The sequence below is a fragment of the Methylobacterium sp. J-030 genome (genome assembly GCF_022829545.1).
In the GTDB taxonomy this organism is placed as follows: domain Bacteria; phylum Pseudomonadota; class Alphaproteobacteria; order Rhizobiales; family Beijerinckiaceae; genus Methylobacterium.
Genome location: NZ_JAKSYM010000048.1, coordinates 1 through 16,267 on the forward strand (window position 1 = coordinate 1; position 16,267 = coordinate 16,267).

18 protein-coding genes and 1 pseudogene are annotated in these 16,267 nt (G+C 69.6%); 8 read left to right on the forward strand and 11 right to left on the reverse strand.

Annotated features, from left to right (window positions below; all coding sequences use genetic code 11):
- Together MKK75_RS01990 and MKK75_RS01995 are read left to right on the forward strand one after the other, a co-directional pair.
- Nucleotides 1–128 (forward strand): annotated as a pseudogene (locus MKK75_RS01990) (IS5/IS1182 family transposase); the annotation flags it as partial.
- 197 nt (nucleotides 129–325) lie between these two features.
- Nucleotides 326–964, forward strand: coding sequence for a VOC family protein (locus MKK75_RS01995; protein ID WP_244040958.1), 639 nt, complete (start codon nucleotides 326–328; stop codon nucleotides 962–964).
- A gap of 154 nt (nucleotides 965–1,118) precedes the next feature.
- Here the strand turns inward: MKK75_RS01995 and MKK75_RS02000 are convergent, their stop codons facing one another.
- Nucleotides 1,119–1,742: a ribonuclease D gene (locus tag MKK75_RS02000; RefSeq protein ID WP_244040959.1), complete on the reverse strand. Its 624-nt coding sequence runs from the start codon at nucleotides 1,740–1,742 to the stop codon at nucleotides 1,119–1,121.
- A gap of 86 nt (nucleotides 1,743–1,828) precedes the next feature.
- Between MKK75_RS02000 and MKK75_RS02005 the strand changes: the two genes are divergently transcribed.
- Nucleotides 1,829–2,257 carry a cupin domain-containing protein gene (locus tag MKK75_RS02005; RefSeq protein ID WP_244040984.1) on the forward strand — a complete coding sequence of 143 codons (429 nt, stop codon included), beginning with the start codon at nucleotides 1,829–1,831 and terminating at the stop codon, nucleotides 2,255–2,257.
- On the opposite strand, the gene MKK75_RS02010 is transcribed toward MKK75_RS02005, so the two are convergent.
- Nucleotides 2,254–3,168, reverse strand: coding sequence for a DMT family transporter (locus MKK75_RS02010; protein ID WP_244040960.1), 915 nt, complete (start codon nucleotides 3,166–3,168; stop codon nucleotides 2,254–2,256). The two genes, MKK75_RS02005 and MKK75_RS02010, sit on opposite strands and share 4 nt — an antisense overlap.
- A 99-nt stretch (nucleotides 3,169–3,267) precedes the next feature.
- On the opposite strand from MKK75_RS02010, the gene MKK75_RS02015 reads away from it, so the two are divergent.
- Nucleotides 3,268–4,494 carry a glycerophosphodiester phosphodiesterase family protein gene (locus tag MKK75_RS02015; protein WP_244040961.1) on the forward strand — a complete coding sequence of 409 codons (1,227 nt, stop codon included), beginning with the start codon at nucleotides 3,268–3,270 and terminating at the stop codon, nucleotides 4,492–4,494.
- A gap of 183 nt (nucleotides 4,495–4,677) precedes the next feature.
- On the opposite strand, the gene MKK75_RS02020 is transcribed toward MKK75_RS02015, so the two are convergent.
- The 4 genes from MKK75_RS02020 to MKK75_RS02035 form a co-directional block, all read right to left on the reverse strand.
- Nucleotides 4,678–4,917 carry a hypothetical protein gene (locus MKK75_RS02020; protein ID WP_244040962.1) on the reverse strand — a complete coding sequence of 80 codons (240 nt, stop codon included), beginning with the start codon at nucleotides 4,915–4,917 and terminating at the stop codon, nucleotides 4,678–4,680.
- A 21-nt stretch (nucleotides 4,918–4,938) separates the two neighbouring features.
- Nucleotides 4,939–5,232, reverse strand: coding sequence for a hypothetical protein (locus MKK75_RS02025; protein WP_244040963.1), 294 nt, complete (start codon nucleotides 5,230–5,232; stop codon nucleotides 4,939–4,941).
- 846 nt (nucleotides 5,233–6,078) lie between these two features.
- The gene (phbB, locus tag MKK75_RS02030) at nucleotides 6,079–6,807 is read right to left on the reverse strand and encodes an acetoacetyl-CoA reductase (RefSeq protein WP_244040964.1); all 729 of its coding nucleotides are present in this window, start codon (nucleotides 6,805–6,807) and stop codon (nucleotides 6,079–6,081) included.
- Nucleotides 6,808–6,920: 113 nt separating this feature from the next.
- Nucleotides 6,921–8,105, reverse strand: a complete 1,185-nt coding sequence (locus MKK75_RS02035; protein WP_244040965.1) for an acetyl-CoA C-acetyltransferase — start codon at nucleotides 8,103–8,105, stop codon at nucleotides 6,921–6,923.
- Nucleotides 8,106–8,424: 319 nt separating this feature from the next.
- On the opposite strand from MKK75_RS02035, the gene phaR reads away from it, so the two are divergent.
- Together phaR and MKK75_RS02045 are read left to right on the forward strand one after the other, a co-directional pair.
- Nucleotides 8,425–9,012 (forward strand): polyhydroxyalkanoate synthesis repressor PhaR, encoded by a 588-nt coding sequence (gene phaR, locus MKK75_RS02040; RefSeq protein ID WP_244040966.1) that lies wholly within the window; start codon nucleotides 8,425–8,427, stop codon nucleotides 9,010–9,012.
- 95 nt (nucleotides 9,013–9,107) lie between these two features.
- Nucleotides 9,108–9,422 (forward strand): hypothetical protein, encoded by a 315-nt coding sequence (locus MKK75_RS02045; RefSeq protein ID WP_244040967.1) that lies wholly within the window; start codon nucleotides 9,108–9,110, stop codon nucleotides 9,420–9,422.
- Nucleotides 9,423–9,438: 16 nt separating this feature from the next.
- Here MKK75_RS02045 and rpmF read toward each other — a convergent pair whose 3' ends face one another.
- Nucleotides 9,439–9,627, reverse strand: coding sequence for a 50S ribosomal protein L32 (gene rpmF / locus MKK75_RS02050; RefSeq protein ID WP_003601373.1), 189 nt, complete (start codon nucleotides 9,625–9,627; stop codon nucleotides 9,439–9,441).
- A gap of 310 nt (nucleotides 9,628–9,937) precedes the next feature.
- On the opposite strand from rpmF, the gene MKK75_RS02055 reads away from it, so the two are divergent.
- Nucleotides 9,938–10,303 carry a helix-hairpin-helix domain-containing protein gene (locus MKK75_RS02055; RefSeq protein ID WP_244040968.1) on the forward strand — a complete coding sequence of 122 codons (366 nt, stop codon included), beginning with the start codon at nucleotides 9,938–9,940 and terminating at the stop codon, nucleotides 10,301–10,303.
- A gap of 390 nt (nucleotides 10,304–10,693) precedes the next feature.
- On the opposite strand, the gene MKK75_RS02060 is transcribed toward MKK75_RS02055, so the two are convergent.
- On the reverse strand, nucleotides 10,694–11,323 hold the full coding sequence (locus tag MKK75_RS02060) for a hypothetical protein (RefSeq protein WP_244040969.1): 630 nt from the start codon (nucleotides 11,321–11,323) through the stop codon (nucleotides 10,694–10,696).
- Nucleotides 11,320–11,634: a hypothetical protein gene (locus tag MKK75_RS02065; protein WP_244040970.1), complete on the reverse strand. Its 315-nt coding sequence runs from the start codon at nucleotides 11,632–11,634 to the stop codon at nucleotides 11,320–11,322. Before MKK75_RS02065 ends, MKK75_RS02060 begins: the two co-directional genes overlap by 4 nt.
- Nucleotides 11,635–11,751: 117 nt before the next feature.
- On the opposite strand from MKK75_RS02065, the gene MKK75_RS02070 reads away from it, so the two are divergent.
- On the forward strand, nucleotides 11,752–14,631 hold the full coding sequence (locus MKK75_RS02070) for a phosphoenolpyruvate carboxylase (RefSeq protein WP_244040971.1): 2,880 nt from the start codon (nucleotides 11,752–11,754) through the stop codon (nucleotides 14,629–14,631).
- Nucleotides 14,632–14,647: 16 nt separating this feature from the next.
- Here the strand turns inward: MKK75_RS02070 and MKK75_RS02075 are convergent, their stop codons facing one another.
- Both MKK75_RS02075 and MKK75_RS02080 read right to left on the reverse strand, forming a co-directional pair.
- Nucleotides 14,648–15,082 (reverse strand): NfeD family protein, encoded by a 435-nt coding sequence (locus tag MKK75_RS02075; protein WP_244040985.1) that lies wholly within the window; start codon nucleotides 15,080–15,082, stop codon nucleotides 14,648–14,650.
- 29 nt (nucleotides 15,083–15,111) lie between these two features.
- Nucleotides 15,112–16,089 (reverse strand): SPFH domain-containing protein, encoded by a 978-nt coding sequence (locus tag MKK75_RS02080; protein WP_244040972.1) that lies wholly within the window; start codon nucleotides 16,087–16,089, stop codon nucleotides 15,112–15,114.
- Between the last annotated feature and the right edge of the window lie 178 nt (nucleotides 16,090–16,267).

Sequence of the window (16,267 nt, forward strand, 5' to 3'; positions counted from 1 at the left end):
GCAATGCCATCGAGCGCATGTTCGGCCGGCTCAAGGACTTTCGCCGCATCGCCACCCGCTACGACCGCTCGGCCACGAACTATCTCGCTGCCGTCTGCATCGCTGCCACCGTCAGCTACTGGTTATGAGTCCGGACGGTAAGAACCTTCCTCAAACGGGTGCGGGACAGACTGTAGAGCCCGGCCCGCCTATCGGCAGAGGATCGATAAGGCAACGAACTGAATCGTTGAGGCGTGCGACGTAAAAGTCGGGGTAGCTTGCTTCGTCGCCGGAATTCATCGTCTGTCGCTAAGAAGCCCCGATCATTCGAAGTGTTGAAAGCCGCATGCTCACCTTCGACCATCTCGTCGTCGTCACGCCGGATCTCGCGAAGGGCGTGGCGCATGTCAGGGCCTGTCTGGGCCTCACGATGCCGGAGGGCGGGCGCCATCGCGAGATGGGCACCCGGAACCATCTGCTCCGCCTCGGCGAGGCTCTGTTCCTTGAGGTGATTGCCGTCGATCCAGAGGCGCCCGCCCCATCCCGCCCCCGCTGGTTCGGCCTGAGCGACCCGGCGCGGGTGCGCGCGGACTGGGATTCGGGTCGGCGGCTGCGGGGCTTCGTCGCCCGCACGGACGATCTCGACGGCGTGCTCGCCGCTCATCCGGACCTGCTTGGTCAGGCAGCCCCGATGACCCGCGGCGCCCTGTCGTGGCGCTTCGGCCTGCGCCCGGACGGGGCGTGGCCGGCGGACGGCGCCGCGCCGCACGTGATGGATTGGGGAACGGGCAGCAATCCCGCTCGAACGATGCCGGATTTCAAGGCCCGGCTTGAGACGCTCGTCCTAACGCATCCGGATCCGGACGCCGTGCAACAGCTTCACGCTGCGCTCGGGCTGGTGAATCCCTTGGAGGTCGTGCGGGGCGACGGCCCGCGTTGGACCGCCCGGATCACGACGCCGTCCGGCCCCCGCACGCTGACCTGATGGGCCAGCGGCCATCCCCGTCATCACGAGCGCAGCGAAGTGACCCAGGGCAGCGCGGCGCCACCCTGGATTGCTTCGCTGCGCTCGCAAGGACGACAGCGCAAAAGCCAGTGATTGAAGCGGGCGTTGTACCCCGCAGGATCCACGCTGATCCCTAGCTGTGCGCGAAAATATCCACTTCGGGCCAGCCGCCGAGATCGAGGCGGGCGCGGGTCGGCAGGAAGGCGAAGCACGCCTCTGCGAGGTCGGTGCGGCCCTCCCGGGCCAGCATCGCGTCGAGCCGGTCGCGGGCGGCGTGGAGATGGAGCACGTCGGACGCCGCGTAATCGAGCTGCGCCTGCGACAGGCTCTCGGCGCCCCAGTCCGAGGATTGCTGCTGCTTCGACAGATCGACGCCCACGAGTTCGCGCACCACGTCCTTCAGCCCGTGGCGGTCGGTATAGGTGCGGGCGAGCTTCGAGGCGATCTTGGTGCAGTAGACCGGCTGCGGCATCACACCCAGGGCCTTGTAGAGCACCGCCACGTCGAACCGCGCGAAATGAAAGATCTTCAGCACGCCGGGATCCGCCAGGACGCGCTTGAGGATCGCGGGCTCCGGGCCATCCTGCGGGATCTGCACCACATCGGCGGTGCCATCGCCGGTGGAGATCTGCACCACGCAGAGCCGGTCGCGGTGCGGATTGAGGCCGAGCGTCTCGGTGTCGATGGCCACCGCCCGGCCCGCATCGTAGTCGACGGGCAGGTCGCCGCGGTGAAGGCGTACGGTCGGGCTCGGCATTTTTTTGGGACCTTGAGGGTGGTGCGCCGGTACCATCGGCGCCACGTGCGGGCAAGACACCGGCGCGGTGTGCGGAGACGCGAATGATGACGGCAGCCGAGGTGATCGCGACGCTGGGGCTCAAGCCCCATCCCGAGGGCGGCCATTACCGCGAGACCTTTCGCGATCCGCAGACCGTCGACGGCCGCTCGGTCGGAACCGCCATCTACTTCCTGTTCGACATCGGCGAGGTCTCGACGTGGCACCGGGTCGACGCCACCGAGATCTGGCACTGGCACGCCGGCGCGCCGCTGGTGATCACCACGAGCCCGAACGGGCACGATGCGGAGGCCCGACATCTCGGGCCGGATCTGGCCGCCGGCCAGCGCCCGCAATGCGTGGTGCCGGCGGGGCATTGGCAGACCGCCACCAGCCTCGGCGCCTGGACACTCGTGGGCTGCACGGTCTCGCCGGGCTTCGACTTTGCGGGGTTCGAGATGGCGCCGCCGGATTGGCGGCCGACGCCGCGGGGTTAGATCTCGTTCGGCGCCGCCCGCGAGGCCCGCACCGCCGTCAGCGCGCCGGCCACGATCAGCAAGCAGGCGAGCGCCAGGGCCGGCCCGGGGCTGGCATAGCCGGTCACCACCAGGATCAGTGTCGAGAGGACCGGGGCGGCATAGGCCGTCACCCCGAGCAGCCGGACGTCTCCGCGCTTGCAGCCAATATCCCACAGGTAGAATGCGGCGCCGACCGGACCCAGCCCGAGCAGCAGCACCGCGCCCCATTGCGTCGCGTCGGCCGGCCAGACCGTCGTCTCGAAGGCCAGATGGCAGAGGACGCTGAGCGCCGCGGTGGCGAGGCAGAAGCCGGCGACCGCATCGGTCGGTACCTGCCCGACCCGGGCCGAGAGCACCGAATAGCCGGCCCACACAAAGGCCGCTGCGAGCGAGGCCGCGTAGCCCGGCAGCGCCCCCGCCGGGAAGTCGAGATCGCCCCGCCCGACGAACAGAGCGGCGACCCCGGCAAGACCCAGCAGCGCTCCGGCGAGGTGGCCCGGACGCAGCCCTCCCGATCCTGGCAGCCGCGCGGAGAACAGCACGATCAGCAGAGGCCAGAGATAGTTGATCAGCCCGGCCTCGGCCGGCGGCGCGAGGCGGAGGGCGCTGAAGTAGAGCGCATGATAGCCGAACAACCCTCCGACCCCGAGCAGCCAGACCGGCCAGGGCTGGATCAGCGCGCGGGCGCGGGCCGGGCGGCCGATCCAGACGGTGCAGCCGCAGAGACCGCCGAGCAGGAACGTGAGGGCGGCGAGCTGGAACGGCGGCACGGCGCCCGACGCCGCCGTGAACAGGGCGAGCAGCGACCAGAGCGCGATCGCGCCGAAGCCCGCCATCGTCGCGGCGGAGCGGCTGAGAGGGGGGGACGGCTGCGGCGCGGACTCACTCATGATCGGCCGCTACCACGCGGGCCTCCGAGTCGGCGAGATGGAAGTCACGGCCCTGTCACCGTCCCGCTCTAACGGCGGCGTCAAAGGGGGGCGTCTGCGATGCGCACGATCATGGCCGGACTGGTGCTGATTCTGGCCGGAGGGCCGGTCCTGGCGGGCGAGGCCGCTCAGCTCGGGCCGCGGCCCTTCTACCTCGTCGACCAGCTCATGCCCGGTCCTCTCAAGGACAAGCTCGCGGCCTGCGGGGTCGACCGGACCTACACCCCCAGGACCTTTTCGATCTCGCACCGGGGGGCGCCGCTGATGTTTCCGGAGCATACCCGCGAGGGGCTGATCGCCGCCGACCGGATGGGTGCCGGCATCATCGAGTGCGACGCGGCCTTCACCAAGGACCGTCAGCTCGTCTGCCGCCACAGCCAGTGCGACCTGCACACCACCACCGACATCCTCGCCCGACCGACGCTCGCGGCGAAGTGCAGCCAGGGCTTCGAGCCGGCCGATCCGGCCACGGGGCGCAAGGCCTCGGCCAAGTGCTGCACCAGCGACCTGACGCTGGAGGAGTTCAAATCGCTCACCGGCAAGATGGACGCGGCCGATCCGGACGCGACCACGGTCGCGGCCTACATGAACGCCACGCCGCGCTGGCGCACCGATCTCTACGCCGGCACCGGCACGCTGATGTCCCACAAGGAGTACATCGCGCTGGTGAAGGGCATGGGCCGGAAGTTCACCCCCGAACTCAAGGCGCCGCAGGTACCGATGCCGTTCGACGGCACCTACACCCAGGACATGTACGCCCAGCAGCTCATCGACGAGTACAAGCAGGCGGGCATCCCGGCCTCGGACGTCTACCCGCAGAGTTTCCAGCTGCGGGACATCCTGTACTGGCTGGAGAAGGAGCCGGATATCGGCCGGCAGGCGATCTTCCTCGACAATCGGGACGAGACCGCGAAGGGCTTCGATCCGGAGAATTCCGCCACGTGGCAGCCCGGCATGGCCGAGCTGGCGCAGAAGGGCGTGAAGATCCTGGCCCCGCCCCTGTGGATGCTGGTCCGCCCGGGGAAGGACGGCGCCATCGAGCCCTCGGCCTATGCCCGCGCGGCGAAGAAGGCGGGACTCGGACTGATCGCCTGGTCGCTGGAGCGCTCCGGACCCCTGAAGGAGGGCGGCGGCTACTATTACCAGTCGATCAAGCCGGTGGTGACCGGGGACGGCGACATCCTCCGGCTGCTCGACGTGCTGCACGGGCAGGTCGGCGTCATGGGCGTGTTCTCGGACTGGCCCGCGACGACGACCTTCTACGCGAACTGCGTCGGGGCGCCGTAGGCCGGCTCAATCGGCCCACAGGGCCAGGAGGGAGAAGAGACCGGCCATCAGGACGTTGACCAGCAGGATGCCGGCGATGATCAGGGCGAGCGTCATGGTGGCCTCCGGAGTGGGGCGATGGGGCGGACAAGGGATGGGGGATGGCCCGGCGGTTCCTCCGCGCGGGCCGCGTTGATCACCGCGTCAGTGCGGGCTGATCACCCGCATGAGATCGGCGAGGTAGTCCGCGTTCAGCGGCCTCCAGCCGAGCCGGCGCCGCATTAGGCCGTAGACCGTGCAGAGCAGCGTGGCCGAGGCGACGATGGCCAGTGTGAACCAGCCGATGTCGCCGGTGCCGAAGCCGACCGCGATGCCGATCGGGGCCGTCGCCACGAAGATGATCCAGCTCGGGTGGGCCGGGCCGCGCGTCGTCACGTCAGACATGGGAACCTCCCTCGATCCGGGTCAGCGGGCGCGGCAGTTGGGACCGAACCAGGTCATGGTCCGGCGATCCATGCCGCCGTCGGAGGACGCGCCGCAGACGGGGAAGCGCGTGTCGCCGCTCCGCTGCAGGCTCATCACCTTGTCGAGGTCGCTCTGCGCCGCGCGGCGCCGGTTCTGCTCGGCGAGCTGGGCCGACCAGTACCGGTTGCTGGCGGCCTCGGCGGCCGCACGATCCTGGTGGAGCCCCATCATGCACTCCGCGAAGGCATCGGTGCCGGGCTCGAACCCGAAGGCGTAGCACTGGTTCTGATCCATCGCGTGCCGCTCCCGGGGCGTGACGCAGGCCGCGAGGCCCAGGGTGCAGGCTGCGGCCAGGACGACTTTCGCGGCCCTCGGAAGCCGCCGAACCTGCCGGCCGTCAGCTTTAGCGCCGAACTGCACAGACAAGGCACCGCTTTCGCGAAAACGCTGAACGCCGCGTTGACCGTAAAATCGCTGGATCATGGTGTTCGCCCTCTCGTTCTACTGTCGGCGCGAACATCCGCGGCGCGACGGAACGAGACCTATACGGGCTTGTCCGGCTTGTTCGTGCCCCAGAGCACGTGAACAATTCCTTCCGCCCGTGTGCGTCGTGCACACCCGATTGATGTGCGGATGACGTGTGAGGCTGCGTGTGACCGGCGCGATTGCGTTTCACGCACGCTTAAGTCGCGAACTCTATCTGTACCATCGACAGATTGTATTATGACGCGAATGAAAATCTTCGACGCGTAAATCTCGTCGGAGAAGTCTGGATGGCGAGTCCGTGCTGTTCTTCGGAGAGTGAAGGCGGCAGTGGACGCCGATAGAGCATCCGCCATACAAAGCAGAACCCTGAATCTATCGCGCCCTGCCGGCTGCGCACCGGTCCTTTCCCGGTCGCATGCAGCGACAGCGGACTTCGACCCAGGATCCGGCACAGGACATCGCGACGCGTCCGCCTGAATTGACCTGTGCCGCTGGCGCAGCGCATTTCGGGCTGGATCCCGGATCGGGTTCCGCTTCGCTCCACCCGTCCGGGAAAGGGCGCACGCCCTGTGTCAGGTTGCGTCGATCCCGCACCGCGCACCCGATATCAGCAGATCGGGCGCGCCGGCCTGGAACCGGCGCGCCCGGGGGTGATCAGACGAAGTGCTGGCCGCCGTTGATGGTCAGCGTCGCGCCGTTCACGAACCCGGCCTCGTCGCTCGCGAGATACTCGACTGCGTGCGCGATCTCATCGGCCTCGCCGAGGCGGCCGGTCGGGATGGTGGAGATGATCTTGTTGCGGATGTCTTCCGGCACGGCCATCACCATCTCGGTGGCGATGTAGCCCGGCGCCACCACGTTGACGGTGATGCCCTTCGCGGCGCTCTCCTGCGCGAGCGCCTTGGCGAAGCCGACCACGCCGGCCTTGGCGGCCGAGTAGTTGGTCTGGCCGGCCTGGCCCTTCTGGCCGTTGATCGACGAGATGATGATGATGCGCCCGAAATTGCGGCTGCGCATGCCTTCGATCAGCGGCCGCGTGCAGGTGAACATCGAGTCGAGGTTGGTCTTGAGGACCGCCTGCCACTTTTCGAAGGTCATCTTGTGGAAGGCGCCGTCGCGGGTGATGCCGGCGTTGTTGATCAGCACCTCGATCGGCCCGACCTCGGCCTCGATCGCCTTGATCCCGGCTTCGCAGCTCGCGAGGTCGCCGACGTCGAACTTGAACACGGGGATGCCGGTCTCGGCCTTGAAGGCGTTGGCGGCCTCGTCGTTGCCGGCGTAATTGGCGGCTACCTTGTAGCCCTTGTCTTTCAGCCGCTTCGAAATCGCTGCGCCGATACCGCGAGTACCGCCCGTGACCAGGGCGACGCGTCCTTGAGCCATTGTTTCCTCCTGTTGGCAGCCCGTGATGACGCGTGCGGATGGCGTCCGCACGCGAATTTTTCTGATTTGAGCCTTAAGTCTAAGTTGTCGAGGAAACGGGTGTTACAGATCGATCACGTCCGCTCGACGCACATCGCCACGCCCATCCCGCCGCCGATGCAGAGAGTGGCGAGGCCCTTCTTGGCATCGCGCCGCTTCATCTCGTGCAGCAGCGTGACGAGGACGCGGGCCCCCGAGGCGCCGATCGGGTGGCCGATGGCGATGGCGCCGCCATTGACGTTCACCTTCGCGTCGTCCCAGCCCATGTCCTTGTTCACGGCGAGCGCCTGGGCCGCGAAAGCCTCGTTGGCTTCGATCAGGTCGAGGTCGGCGGGCTTCCAGCCGGCTTTCTCCAGGGCCTTGCGGGAGGCCGGGATCGGGCCGGTGCCCATCACCTTGGGATCGACGCCGGCCGTCGCCCAGGACTTGATCCTGGCGAGCGGCGTGAGGCCGCGGCGCTCGGCCTCCGAGGCCGACATCAGCACCAGAGCAGCGGCGCCGTCGTTGAGGCCCGAGGCGTTGGCGGCCGTGACCGTGCCCTCCTTGGAGAAGGCGGGCTTCAGCTTGGCCATCGCCTCCACGGTGGCGCCGTCCCGGATGTACTCGTCGGCGTCGACGACCGTGTCGCCCTTCCGGCCCGGCACGGTGACGGGGACGATCTCATCCTTGAACCGGCCCTCCTTTCGGGCGGCCTCGGCCTTGTTCTGCGAGCGGGTCGCGAACTGGTCCTGCTGCTCGCGGGTGAGCTGGAAGGCCTGGGCCACGTTCTCGGCGGTCTGGCCCATGTGGTAGCCATTGAAGGCGTCCCACAGCCCGTCCTTGATCATGGTGTCGACGAGCTTCACGTCGCCCATCTTCTGGCCGGCGCGCAGGTACTGAGCGTGGGGCGAGAGCGACATCGATTCCTGGCCGCCGGCCACGATGACCTTCGCGTCGCCGTTGGCGATCTGCTGCATGCCGATCGCGACCGTGCGCAGGCCCGAACCGCAGACCTGGTTGAGGCCCCAGGCGGTGGCCTTCTCGGGGATGCCGGCCTTCATGGCGGCCTGCCGGGCCGGGTTCTGGCCGGCACCGGCGGTCAGCACCTGACCGAAGATCACCTCGTCGACGTCCTCGGGCGAGACCTTGGCACGCTCGAGGGCGGCCTTGATCGCCGTCGCGCCGAGCTCGTGGGCCGGCACCGCCCCGAAGGCGCCGCCGAACGAGCCGACCGGCGTGCGTGCGGCCCCGACGATGACGATCTCTTCGCTGGCTGCCATGTTGCGTTCTCCTCTCGCGAGCCGGCGCGCCTTCCGGGGCGCGCTCTGTGCTGGCCCAGGGATGAAGGGCGTGGCATCGGCGAAGTCAAGATTGGACAACGAGCCCGCAAAAGATGCCCATGACGCGCCCGCGAGACTGAAATGGTGCCCAGCGGCGGCAAGGGCTGCATTATTCTGCGTTGAAGAGATGCAGTTTGCTGTTTTCTGCGCCTAGAGAAGGCTTTAAGGATCGTGCTGCGGGCGCGAAGACGATCCCCGCGGGGCCGCATCACGCGACCCCGTATGTCCCGAGATCTCGAGTCGAGAAAGGCCGTTCCCGATGGCGGATACCGTCAAGGCCACACAAACCGTCATCAAGAAGTACGCCAATCGGCGCCTCTACCACACCGGCACCTCGACCTACGTGACGCTCGAGGACCTCGCCACGATGGTCCAGAACGGCGAGGACTTCATCGTGTACGACGCGCGCACGAGCGACGACATCACCCGCTCGGTGCTCACGCAGATCATCTTCGAGCAGGAGAACAAGGCCGGCGCCGAGAACCTGCTGCCGGTGGCGTTCCTGCGCCAGTTGATCCGCTTCTACGGCGACAGCATGCGCACCATGGTGCCGAGCTTCCTGGAATTCTCCATGGCGAACTTCGCCAAGGACCAGGACGGGCTGCGCGAGAAGTTTTCCCAGAGCTTCGGCCCGGCCGCGTTTCAGAACGCCATCGAGCAATCGGTGCGCACCAACATGAACTTCTTCGGCGACGCCATGAAGATGTTCACGGGCTTCGCGCCGCCCGCTGGGACCCAGCCGGCCCCGCCGCCCGCCCCCGCGCCCTACGCGGGCGGCGAGCTCGACGACCTGAAGCGGCAGATGCTGGAAATGCAGCAGCGCCTGGAGGCGCTGGCCAAGAAATAAGCGCCCGTCCGGCGCGGGCGAATAGAAGTTGACGAACCCTTAATACCGGTATCACCCTTGCGACACGAGCACGGAAACGTGCGGAGCGTGTCGCGATGGTGCGAGTCGAAGCAGGCAATCGTCTCGGCCCGGCACAGGTCAGGCCTGTGCGGGCGGCGCCCGGCGTCACGGAGGACGCGCGGTCCGAGACCGTGCGTCCCGCAGGACGCGCCCTGGTCGTGATCGATGGGGGACGCCCCGAGGGGCGTGACAGGGCCGTGGCGGCGGAGCGCGCGGTCCCGGGGAAATCCCGCGCCGGCTTCATCGCGCAGTTGCTGACGGCCGATGACCCGACGCTGCTTCCGTCGCGCCTGGAACGGACCCGAATGGCCGCCGCGTGCTACGCGGAGGCCGCGCGGCGCCTCGCCTGAGGCGCCGCGAGAAGCCTCACGCCTCGGCGGACTTCACCTTGAGGACCTGACGGCCGCGGTACATGCCGGTCTTCAGGTCGATGTGGTGCGGACGACGCAGCTCGCCGGAATCCTTGTCCTCGACATAGGTCGGCGCCTTGAGGGCGTCGGCCGAGCGGCGCATGCCGCGGCGGGAGGGGGAGGTCTTTCGCTTCGGGACGGCCATGGTGTGATCCTTCGTGACGCCGCGGACAAAGCGGCGCCCGGGCGGCTCCTCGAACGAGGATCGCCACGCGCACCGCGGGATACGGATGAGGGCGCGCTTATAGCCGCGGCGTCCGCCCGTGGCTAGAGCATCGTTCCGAAACCTGGGGTCCGCGCTCGGTAAAGCGGGGAAGCGGATCGAGAAGCCGTCATCCCGGCGCGGCCTCCGGGTCGGAAAGCCGGGCACAACCGTTAAGCGTGGGTTCAAGCGCGACAGCGCAGATCTGCATCGTCGGCGCCGCGCAGCGGGCCGTGCCTCTCGGGAGAACGCCATGGCTTCCTCCACCAAGACCCTCGCTCTGCTCGCCCTCCTCTCGAGCCTCGTGGGCGCGCCCGCCCTCGCCCAGGCCCCGGCCCCACAGGCGCCCGGCACGGCGGCGCCGACCGCCCCCGCCCGGCCCACGGCGCCGAGCGCTCCGGTCGCCGGCTCGCCGAACGCCGCCAAGACGGCGCTGCTCGATCTCAACAGTGCCAGCTCCGCAGAACTCGATGCCCTTCCCGGCATCGGCGCCGCCCGCGCGGCCGCGATCATCAAGGGCCGTCCCTACCGCGGCAAGGACGATCTGGTCACGAAGAAGATCATCCCGAAGAATGTCTACGACGGCATCAAGGACAAGGTCGTCGCCCGGCAGAAGTAGGCGGCTGCAGCCGTGCCCTCCCACGGCGTTCGGCATGGTGCGGCATAGGACTGGCACATCCGGCCTTATGCCGCGCCCCCTTTCCCAACGGGGTGCAGCGCCGGAGGAACCCGATTCGGGCCCCGGGGCGAGAAGCGCTGCCGGGAGCGCTCTCCGCCGAAGTGGACACCGGTTCGGCGCTGGCGAGTGTAATGACAAAGGCTGAGATCCGCGCGCGATGGCAACGCGATCGGGCATGGCTCTCGGCGGCTCGGGCCGATCCCGGCGGACGCTTCGCGATGTTTCGTGCGGGGTCCAGGGTTGCGGTCCGCTGGCGCTGCCTGCGCCGGGGAGAAGGGCCGCGCAAATCGGCTCGACACGATGGCGTCGCGCGTCTCGGCGGAGAGCGCCCTATTCGGCAATCGCGCCCTGGGGCATGGAGAAGCCCGGGGGCGTCTTCTCGGCCGCAGCCTTGGGCGGTGCACGCCGCGCGGGGGCCTTCTTCCGGGCCTGCGCCTTGGGCGGTGCCTTCACGGCCGGCGGCGTCTCGCAGGCGCGGAACGTGAGCTGCGCCAGGGGGGCGCCCTCCTCGCTGACGATCGTCATCGCGTCGGGCAGCGTCGGCAGGCTCGGCTGCCACTTGATCGGACCGCCCAGCATCGCCTCGATGGCCGCCGGGGCGCTGCCCCGCCGCAGCGTCGCGAAATCCGGGCCGTAGGCGGTGGCGACCTTCCCGGCGATCACCACCAGCAGCACCTCGTTCACCTCGGGCGTCAGGGGCCGCAACGGGTTGTTGGTCTGGATCTGCCCGGCCCGGGTGACCACCATGTTGAAGGTCTTGCCGTTCTCGAAACGCGCCGCGCTGGCGCCGCAGGGTTGACCGGGCGGGGGACCGGCCGACGGTGCGGGCTCGTTCGGTGCCGGAGCGGGTGCGGCCGGCGGTTGCTGCACTGCCGGTGCGGCCGGAGCCGCGTGTCCAATGGACAGCGGAAGTGACGCCGCGAGCAGCAGGGCGCTGCCCGCGCGGGCCAGCGGCCTCAACGGCCGGACTCCGGCGGATCGCGCCGGGCCGGCGCATCACGGCCCTTCATCAAGGCTCTGATCGGTTCCAATTCGGACGCCTCCAAATCGAGCACGTGCGGCTCGGGCGGCCTCTGTTCGAGGACCTGCGCCGAACGGTCGATCGGACTCCTACGCGGGCCGACCGCGCCGAGGAACAGGTCTTCATCCTCCGAATCAAGCTCGGAGCGCATGCGCAGGGGTTCGCGACGGCCCCGGGCCGCCATCACGGCGACTGCCACGATGGCCACGACGAAGATCAATATTGCCAGGATAATGGACAGACGCTCCATGAGGCCCGCAGCTCTAACCCGGTCACTGGGTCGCCGCCAGCCCAGGACGTGCGGAACGCTCCTTGCGTGGGCACGCGGGCCGGGCCAATGCCGACAGACCGGAGGCGGGATCGACCGATGCAGCACGAGCCGAGCCGCAAGCCCGAGGATCTGGAGGAGCACCTCCTCGGCCTGATCGCGGCCGCCAGGGACCAGGCGCGGGAGGATCCGTTCCGCAACCCCGTCCTGGCCGTGACCCTGGCGATCACCCGTTGGTTCGACCGGGAGGAGATCGCGGCGGACGATCTCGACCCCCTGTTCGCCCGGCTGCGCGCCCAATCCCTGGCGGCGCGGGCAGAGCGGCTGCGCGGCTATGTCGGATTGGCGGCCGGACCCGCCGACCCTGAGGCCTCAATCCCCGCCCGCCTCGTGGCGGCGGCGCCCGATGGGGCAGACGGCTTCGACCGCTTCGCGGGCTTCATCCACCGCACCGCCTTCGCGGTGGTGTTCACGGCCCACCCGACCTTCGGCATGCCGCGGGCCGTGGCGAACCTCCTCGCGGAGGCCGCGAGCCTGCCCGACGCTGCGGACGGCGCCGGCCTGATCGAGCGCGCCGCCGCGCATTCCACGCGGCCCGATGCGCCGATCACGCTGGATGTCGAGTTCGAGCAGGCCTGCGCGGCGGCCAATAACGGGCGTCTGGCGCTCGACGCCTTCAACGGCGCGCTGCTCGACGCAGCCCGTACCCGCTGGCCGGAACGCTGGACCGAACTGACGCCCCGCCCCTTCGCGATCGCCAGCTGGGTCGGCTGCGACACCGACGGGCGCACCGATATCGGCTGGTGGGACACCCTGCGCTACCGGCTGATCTCGAAGCGCATGCAGTTCGACCGGGTGATGCGCGAACTCCCCGGGATCGCGGCCTGCCGCGAGGTCCGCGCCCTGGCCGAGGGGGCCTTGGCGGCGGTCAACCGGCAGCTCGCGGTGGCGCCGCGGCTCGGCGACAAGCCCTCTCTCGAATCGGTGCACCGGTTCGCCCTGGCGCTGATCATCGAGCGCGACCGCGCCCAGACCGATGCGGGCGCGCTGGTGGCCGGCCTCACGGCGGCGCTGGAGGCTGCCGAGGATGCGGCCGACCGGCGCCGGATCGCGATCCTGCGCGCGGGCGTCGCCACGCACGGCCTCTCGAACGCTCTGCCGCACTTCCGGCTCAACGCCAGCCAGGTCCACAACGCGGTGCGCCGGGTGATCGACCTCGAAGGCGAGCCGACCGACGCGGCCCGCCGCCGCTCGCATCTCGCGACGATCCACGCGCTGCTGAACGACGTGCGGCCGGTGGCGGTGGATTTCGGTGCGCTCGCCGCCGAGCGGGCCTCGGCCGCCCGGCTGATGATGACGATCGCCCAGATCCTCAAGCACGTGGACGGCACCCACCCGGTGCGCTTCCTGATCGCCGAGACCGAGACCGGCTACACCCTGCTCGCCGCCCTCTGGCTCGCCCGCCATTACGGGATCGCCGACAAGCTGGAGATCACGCCGCTGTTCGAGACGGCGAGCGCCCTGGAGCAGGGTATCCGGGTGCTCGACGATGCCCTGCGCAATCCGCACTGGCGCCAGTATCTCAAGCGCATCGGCCGGCTGACCGTGCAGTTCGGCTACTCGGATTCGGGCCGCTACGTCGGCCAGCTCGCCGCCACCTTCTGGATCGAGCGGCTGCGCCTGCGCATCACCGAGATGCTGGTCCAGAACGGGCTGGCCGACATCGAGCTCGCGATCTTCGACACGCACGGCGAATCGATCGGCCGCGGCGCCCATCCGACCTCCTTACGCGACCGTCTCGCCTACCTTGCGCCCGAGGATGCCCGGGACCGCAACCGCAAGGCCGGCATCAAGGTCCGCCTCGAATCGAGCTTCCAGGGCACCGACGGCTACCTGCTGTTCGGCACCGAGGCCCTGGCCGAGGCCAGCGTCGCCCGCATCGCCGAGCACGTCTACGCGCTCGACATGGCGGAGGACGATGCCTTCGCGGATTATGCCCTCGGCACCGACGACGCGGGGGCCGACGCCAAGGACGACCCGATCTATTCCGAGCCCGATTTCGCCCTCGAATTCTTCACCGCAGCCCGCCAGGACATGGAGGCGCTGGTGGACGATCCGGGCTATGCGGCGCTGCTCGGCACCTTCGGCCCGAGCCTGATCGACCGCACCGGCTCGCGCCCCGTCGCCCGCCAGAGCGACAACGGCGGCCCGGCCCGCATCACCCATCCGCGCCAGATGCGGGCGATCCCCAACAACGCGATCCTGCACCAGCTCGGCTTCCTGGCGAACGCGCTCTACGGGATCGGCCGCGCGGCCCAGCGCGGGCCCGACCTGTTTAGCGACATGCGGCGCGATTCGGTGCGCTTCTCCAGGGCCTTCCGGCTGGTTCAGCACGCGGCCTCCGTGGGCGACCTCGACGTGCTGCGCGCCTATATCGACACCCTCGACCCGGCCGTGTGGCTGGAGCGCGCGCGGCGCACGCAGAAGGATTTCCGCCGGGAGGAACTGGTGGTGATCGCCGGTGCCCTGGAGCGCCTGGACCTTGCCCCGGCGCTGCGCAGCCTGTTCGGGCGATTGACCTGCGATTGGCTCGCCCTGACGGCGGCGGCCCCGGACCTCCCCGCCATGTCGCCTCGGCTGACGCTGCTGCACGCCCTGCGGCTGGCGCTGATCCACCGGATCTGGTTCCTGGCCGTCCATATCCCGGGCTTCCGGCCGCAGGCGGGCGTCTCCCGCGAGCAGCTGCTGGAGCGCTTCCTGCGCCTCGACATCGACGGCTGCCTGGACCTCCTCGACGCGATCTTCCCGGTGACGCCCGATCCGACGCTCGGCCTCAACTTCGGCGAGCAGGCCGGCCCGCGGGATGTCGGCACCTACGAGGCCGAGCACGCCAACCTGTTCCAGCCGATCCGCCGGATGTTCGCGCAGGTGCGCGAGATCTCGGGGATGATCCAGCACGAGGTCGGGGCGTTCGGGTAGGGCGCGGCCGAACGCGTCAGGCCGCCCCAACCCGCAGCACCGTGCCGCTGATGCCGGTCACGCGGACCCGGCAACCCGCGGGCAGATCGGGCCCCTCGACCCGCCACAGCGTGTCGTCGAACCGGATGCGCCCCGCCCCCTGCACGATCGGCGCGTCCAGGACAGCCTCGCGCCCGATCAGCCCGCGATCGGGCCGGTTCAGATCCCCATCCGCTCGCCCGGCGCCGCGCCGGTTCAGGCGGGTCGCGGCCGTGACCAGAACCACGGCGAGGCCCGCGAACAGCAGGGTCTGCCCCTGCCACGGTATCGGAAACACCGCGGTCGCGAGGCCGGTGGCCAGGGCGGCGAGCCCCAGCCAGATCAGGAACACGCCCGGCACCAGGATCTCGGCCCCCGCCAGGACAAGCCCGGCGATCACCCAGGTCCAGGCGGCCCCGAGGGCGTCGACCATCCCGGCGAAGTCGGCGACACGCACGGCCGTCAGGCCCGCGGCGGGGCGACGTTGGGCGGCGTGCCCGCCCGCCGGGGCGGCGTGCCTTCGCCGAACACAGCGCGGGTCAATTCGCCGATGCCCCCGAGGGTACCGGCGAGCGCCGCCGCCTCGATCGGCACCACCACGACCCGCTGATTCGGGGCGGTGGCGAGCGCCCGCACCGCGTCGACGTATTTCTCAGCCACCAGAAAGTTCGCCGCCGCAATATCGCCCTCGGCGATCGCCCGGCTGACCATCCCGGTCGCCGCAGCCTCGGCCTCGGCAGAGCGCTCGCGGGCTTCGGCATCCCGGAACGCGGCCTCCTTGCGGCCCTCCGATTCGAGGATCGCCGACTGCTTGCGCCCCTCGGCCCGCAGGATATCGGCGGCGCGCTGGCCCTCCGCCTCCAGGATCGAGGCGCGCTTCTCGCGCTCGGCCTTCATCTGGCGGGCCATCGCCCCCGCGAGGTCGGGCGGGAGCAGGATGTCCTTGATCTCGATGCGGTTGATCTTCACGCCCCAGGGCGAAGCCGCCGCATCCATCACCCGCAGCAGGCGCTCGTTGATCTCGTCGCGGTGGGCGAGGAGCTGGTCGAGGTCCATCCCGCCGACCACCGTGCGGATGTTGGTCATGGTCAGGGTCGTGGCGGCGAGATCGAGGTTCGAGACCTCGTAGGAGGCGCGCGCCGCGTCGAGAACCTGATAAAACACCACCGCATCGATGGTCACCCCGGCATTGTCGCGCGTGAAGGCCTGCTGGCTCGGCACGTCGATCACCTGCTCCATCACGTTGACCCGGCGGCCGACGCGCTCGACAAACGGGACGATCAGCGCGAGGCCGGCGCCGAGGCTGCGGGCATAGCGCCCGAATCGCTCCACCGTGTAGACGTAGCCCTGCGGCACGATCTTCACCCCCGCCGCGAGGGTGAGGATCGCCAGGGCCGCGGCACCGACCGCGAACACGCTCAGCCCGAACGGAAGATTCATCGCAGCCCCCTCCCCTGGAGACCCGACCGCTAGCGGCGCGGCGATCCCGGCTCAAGCTCGTGAACACGTCGCGACCCGGATGAACGGGGATCACGCCGGCTTGATCATCTTTGGTTCAGGCCGCCGCGCTTAGAAAGTCCGGCAGCGTCGTACGTGTCGTCGCCCTGGCCCGCCCGCG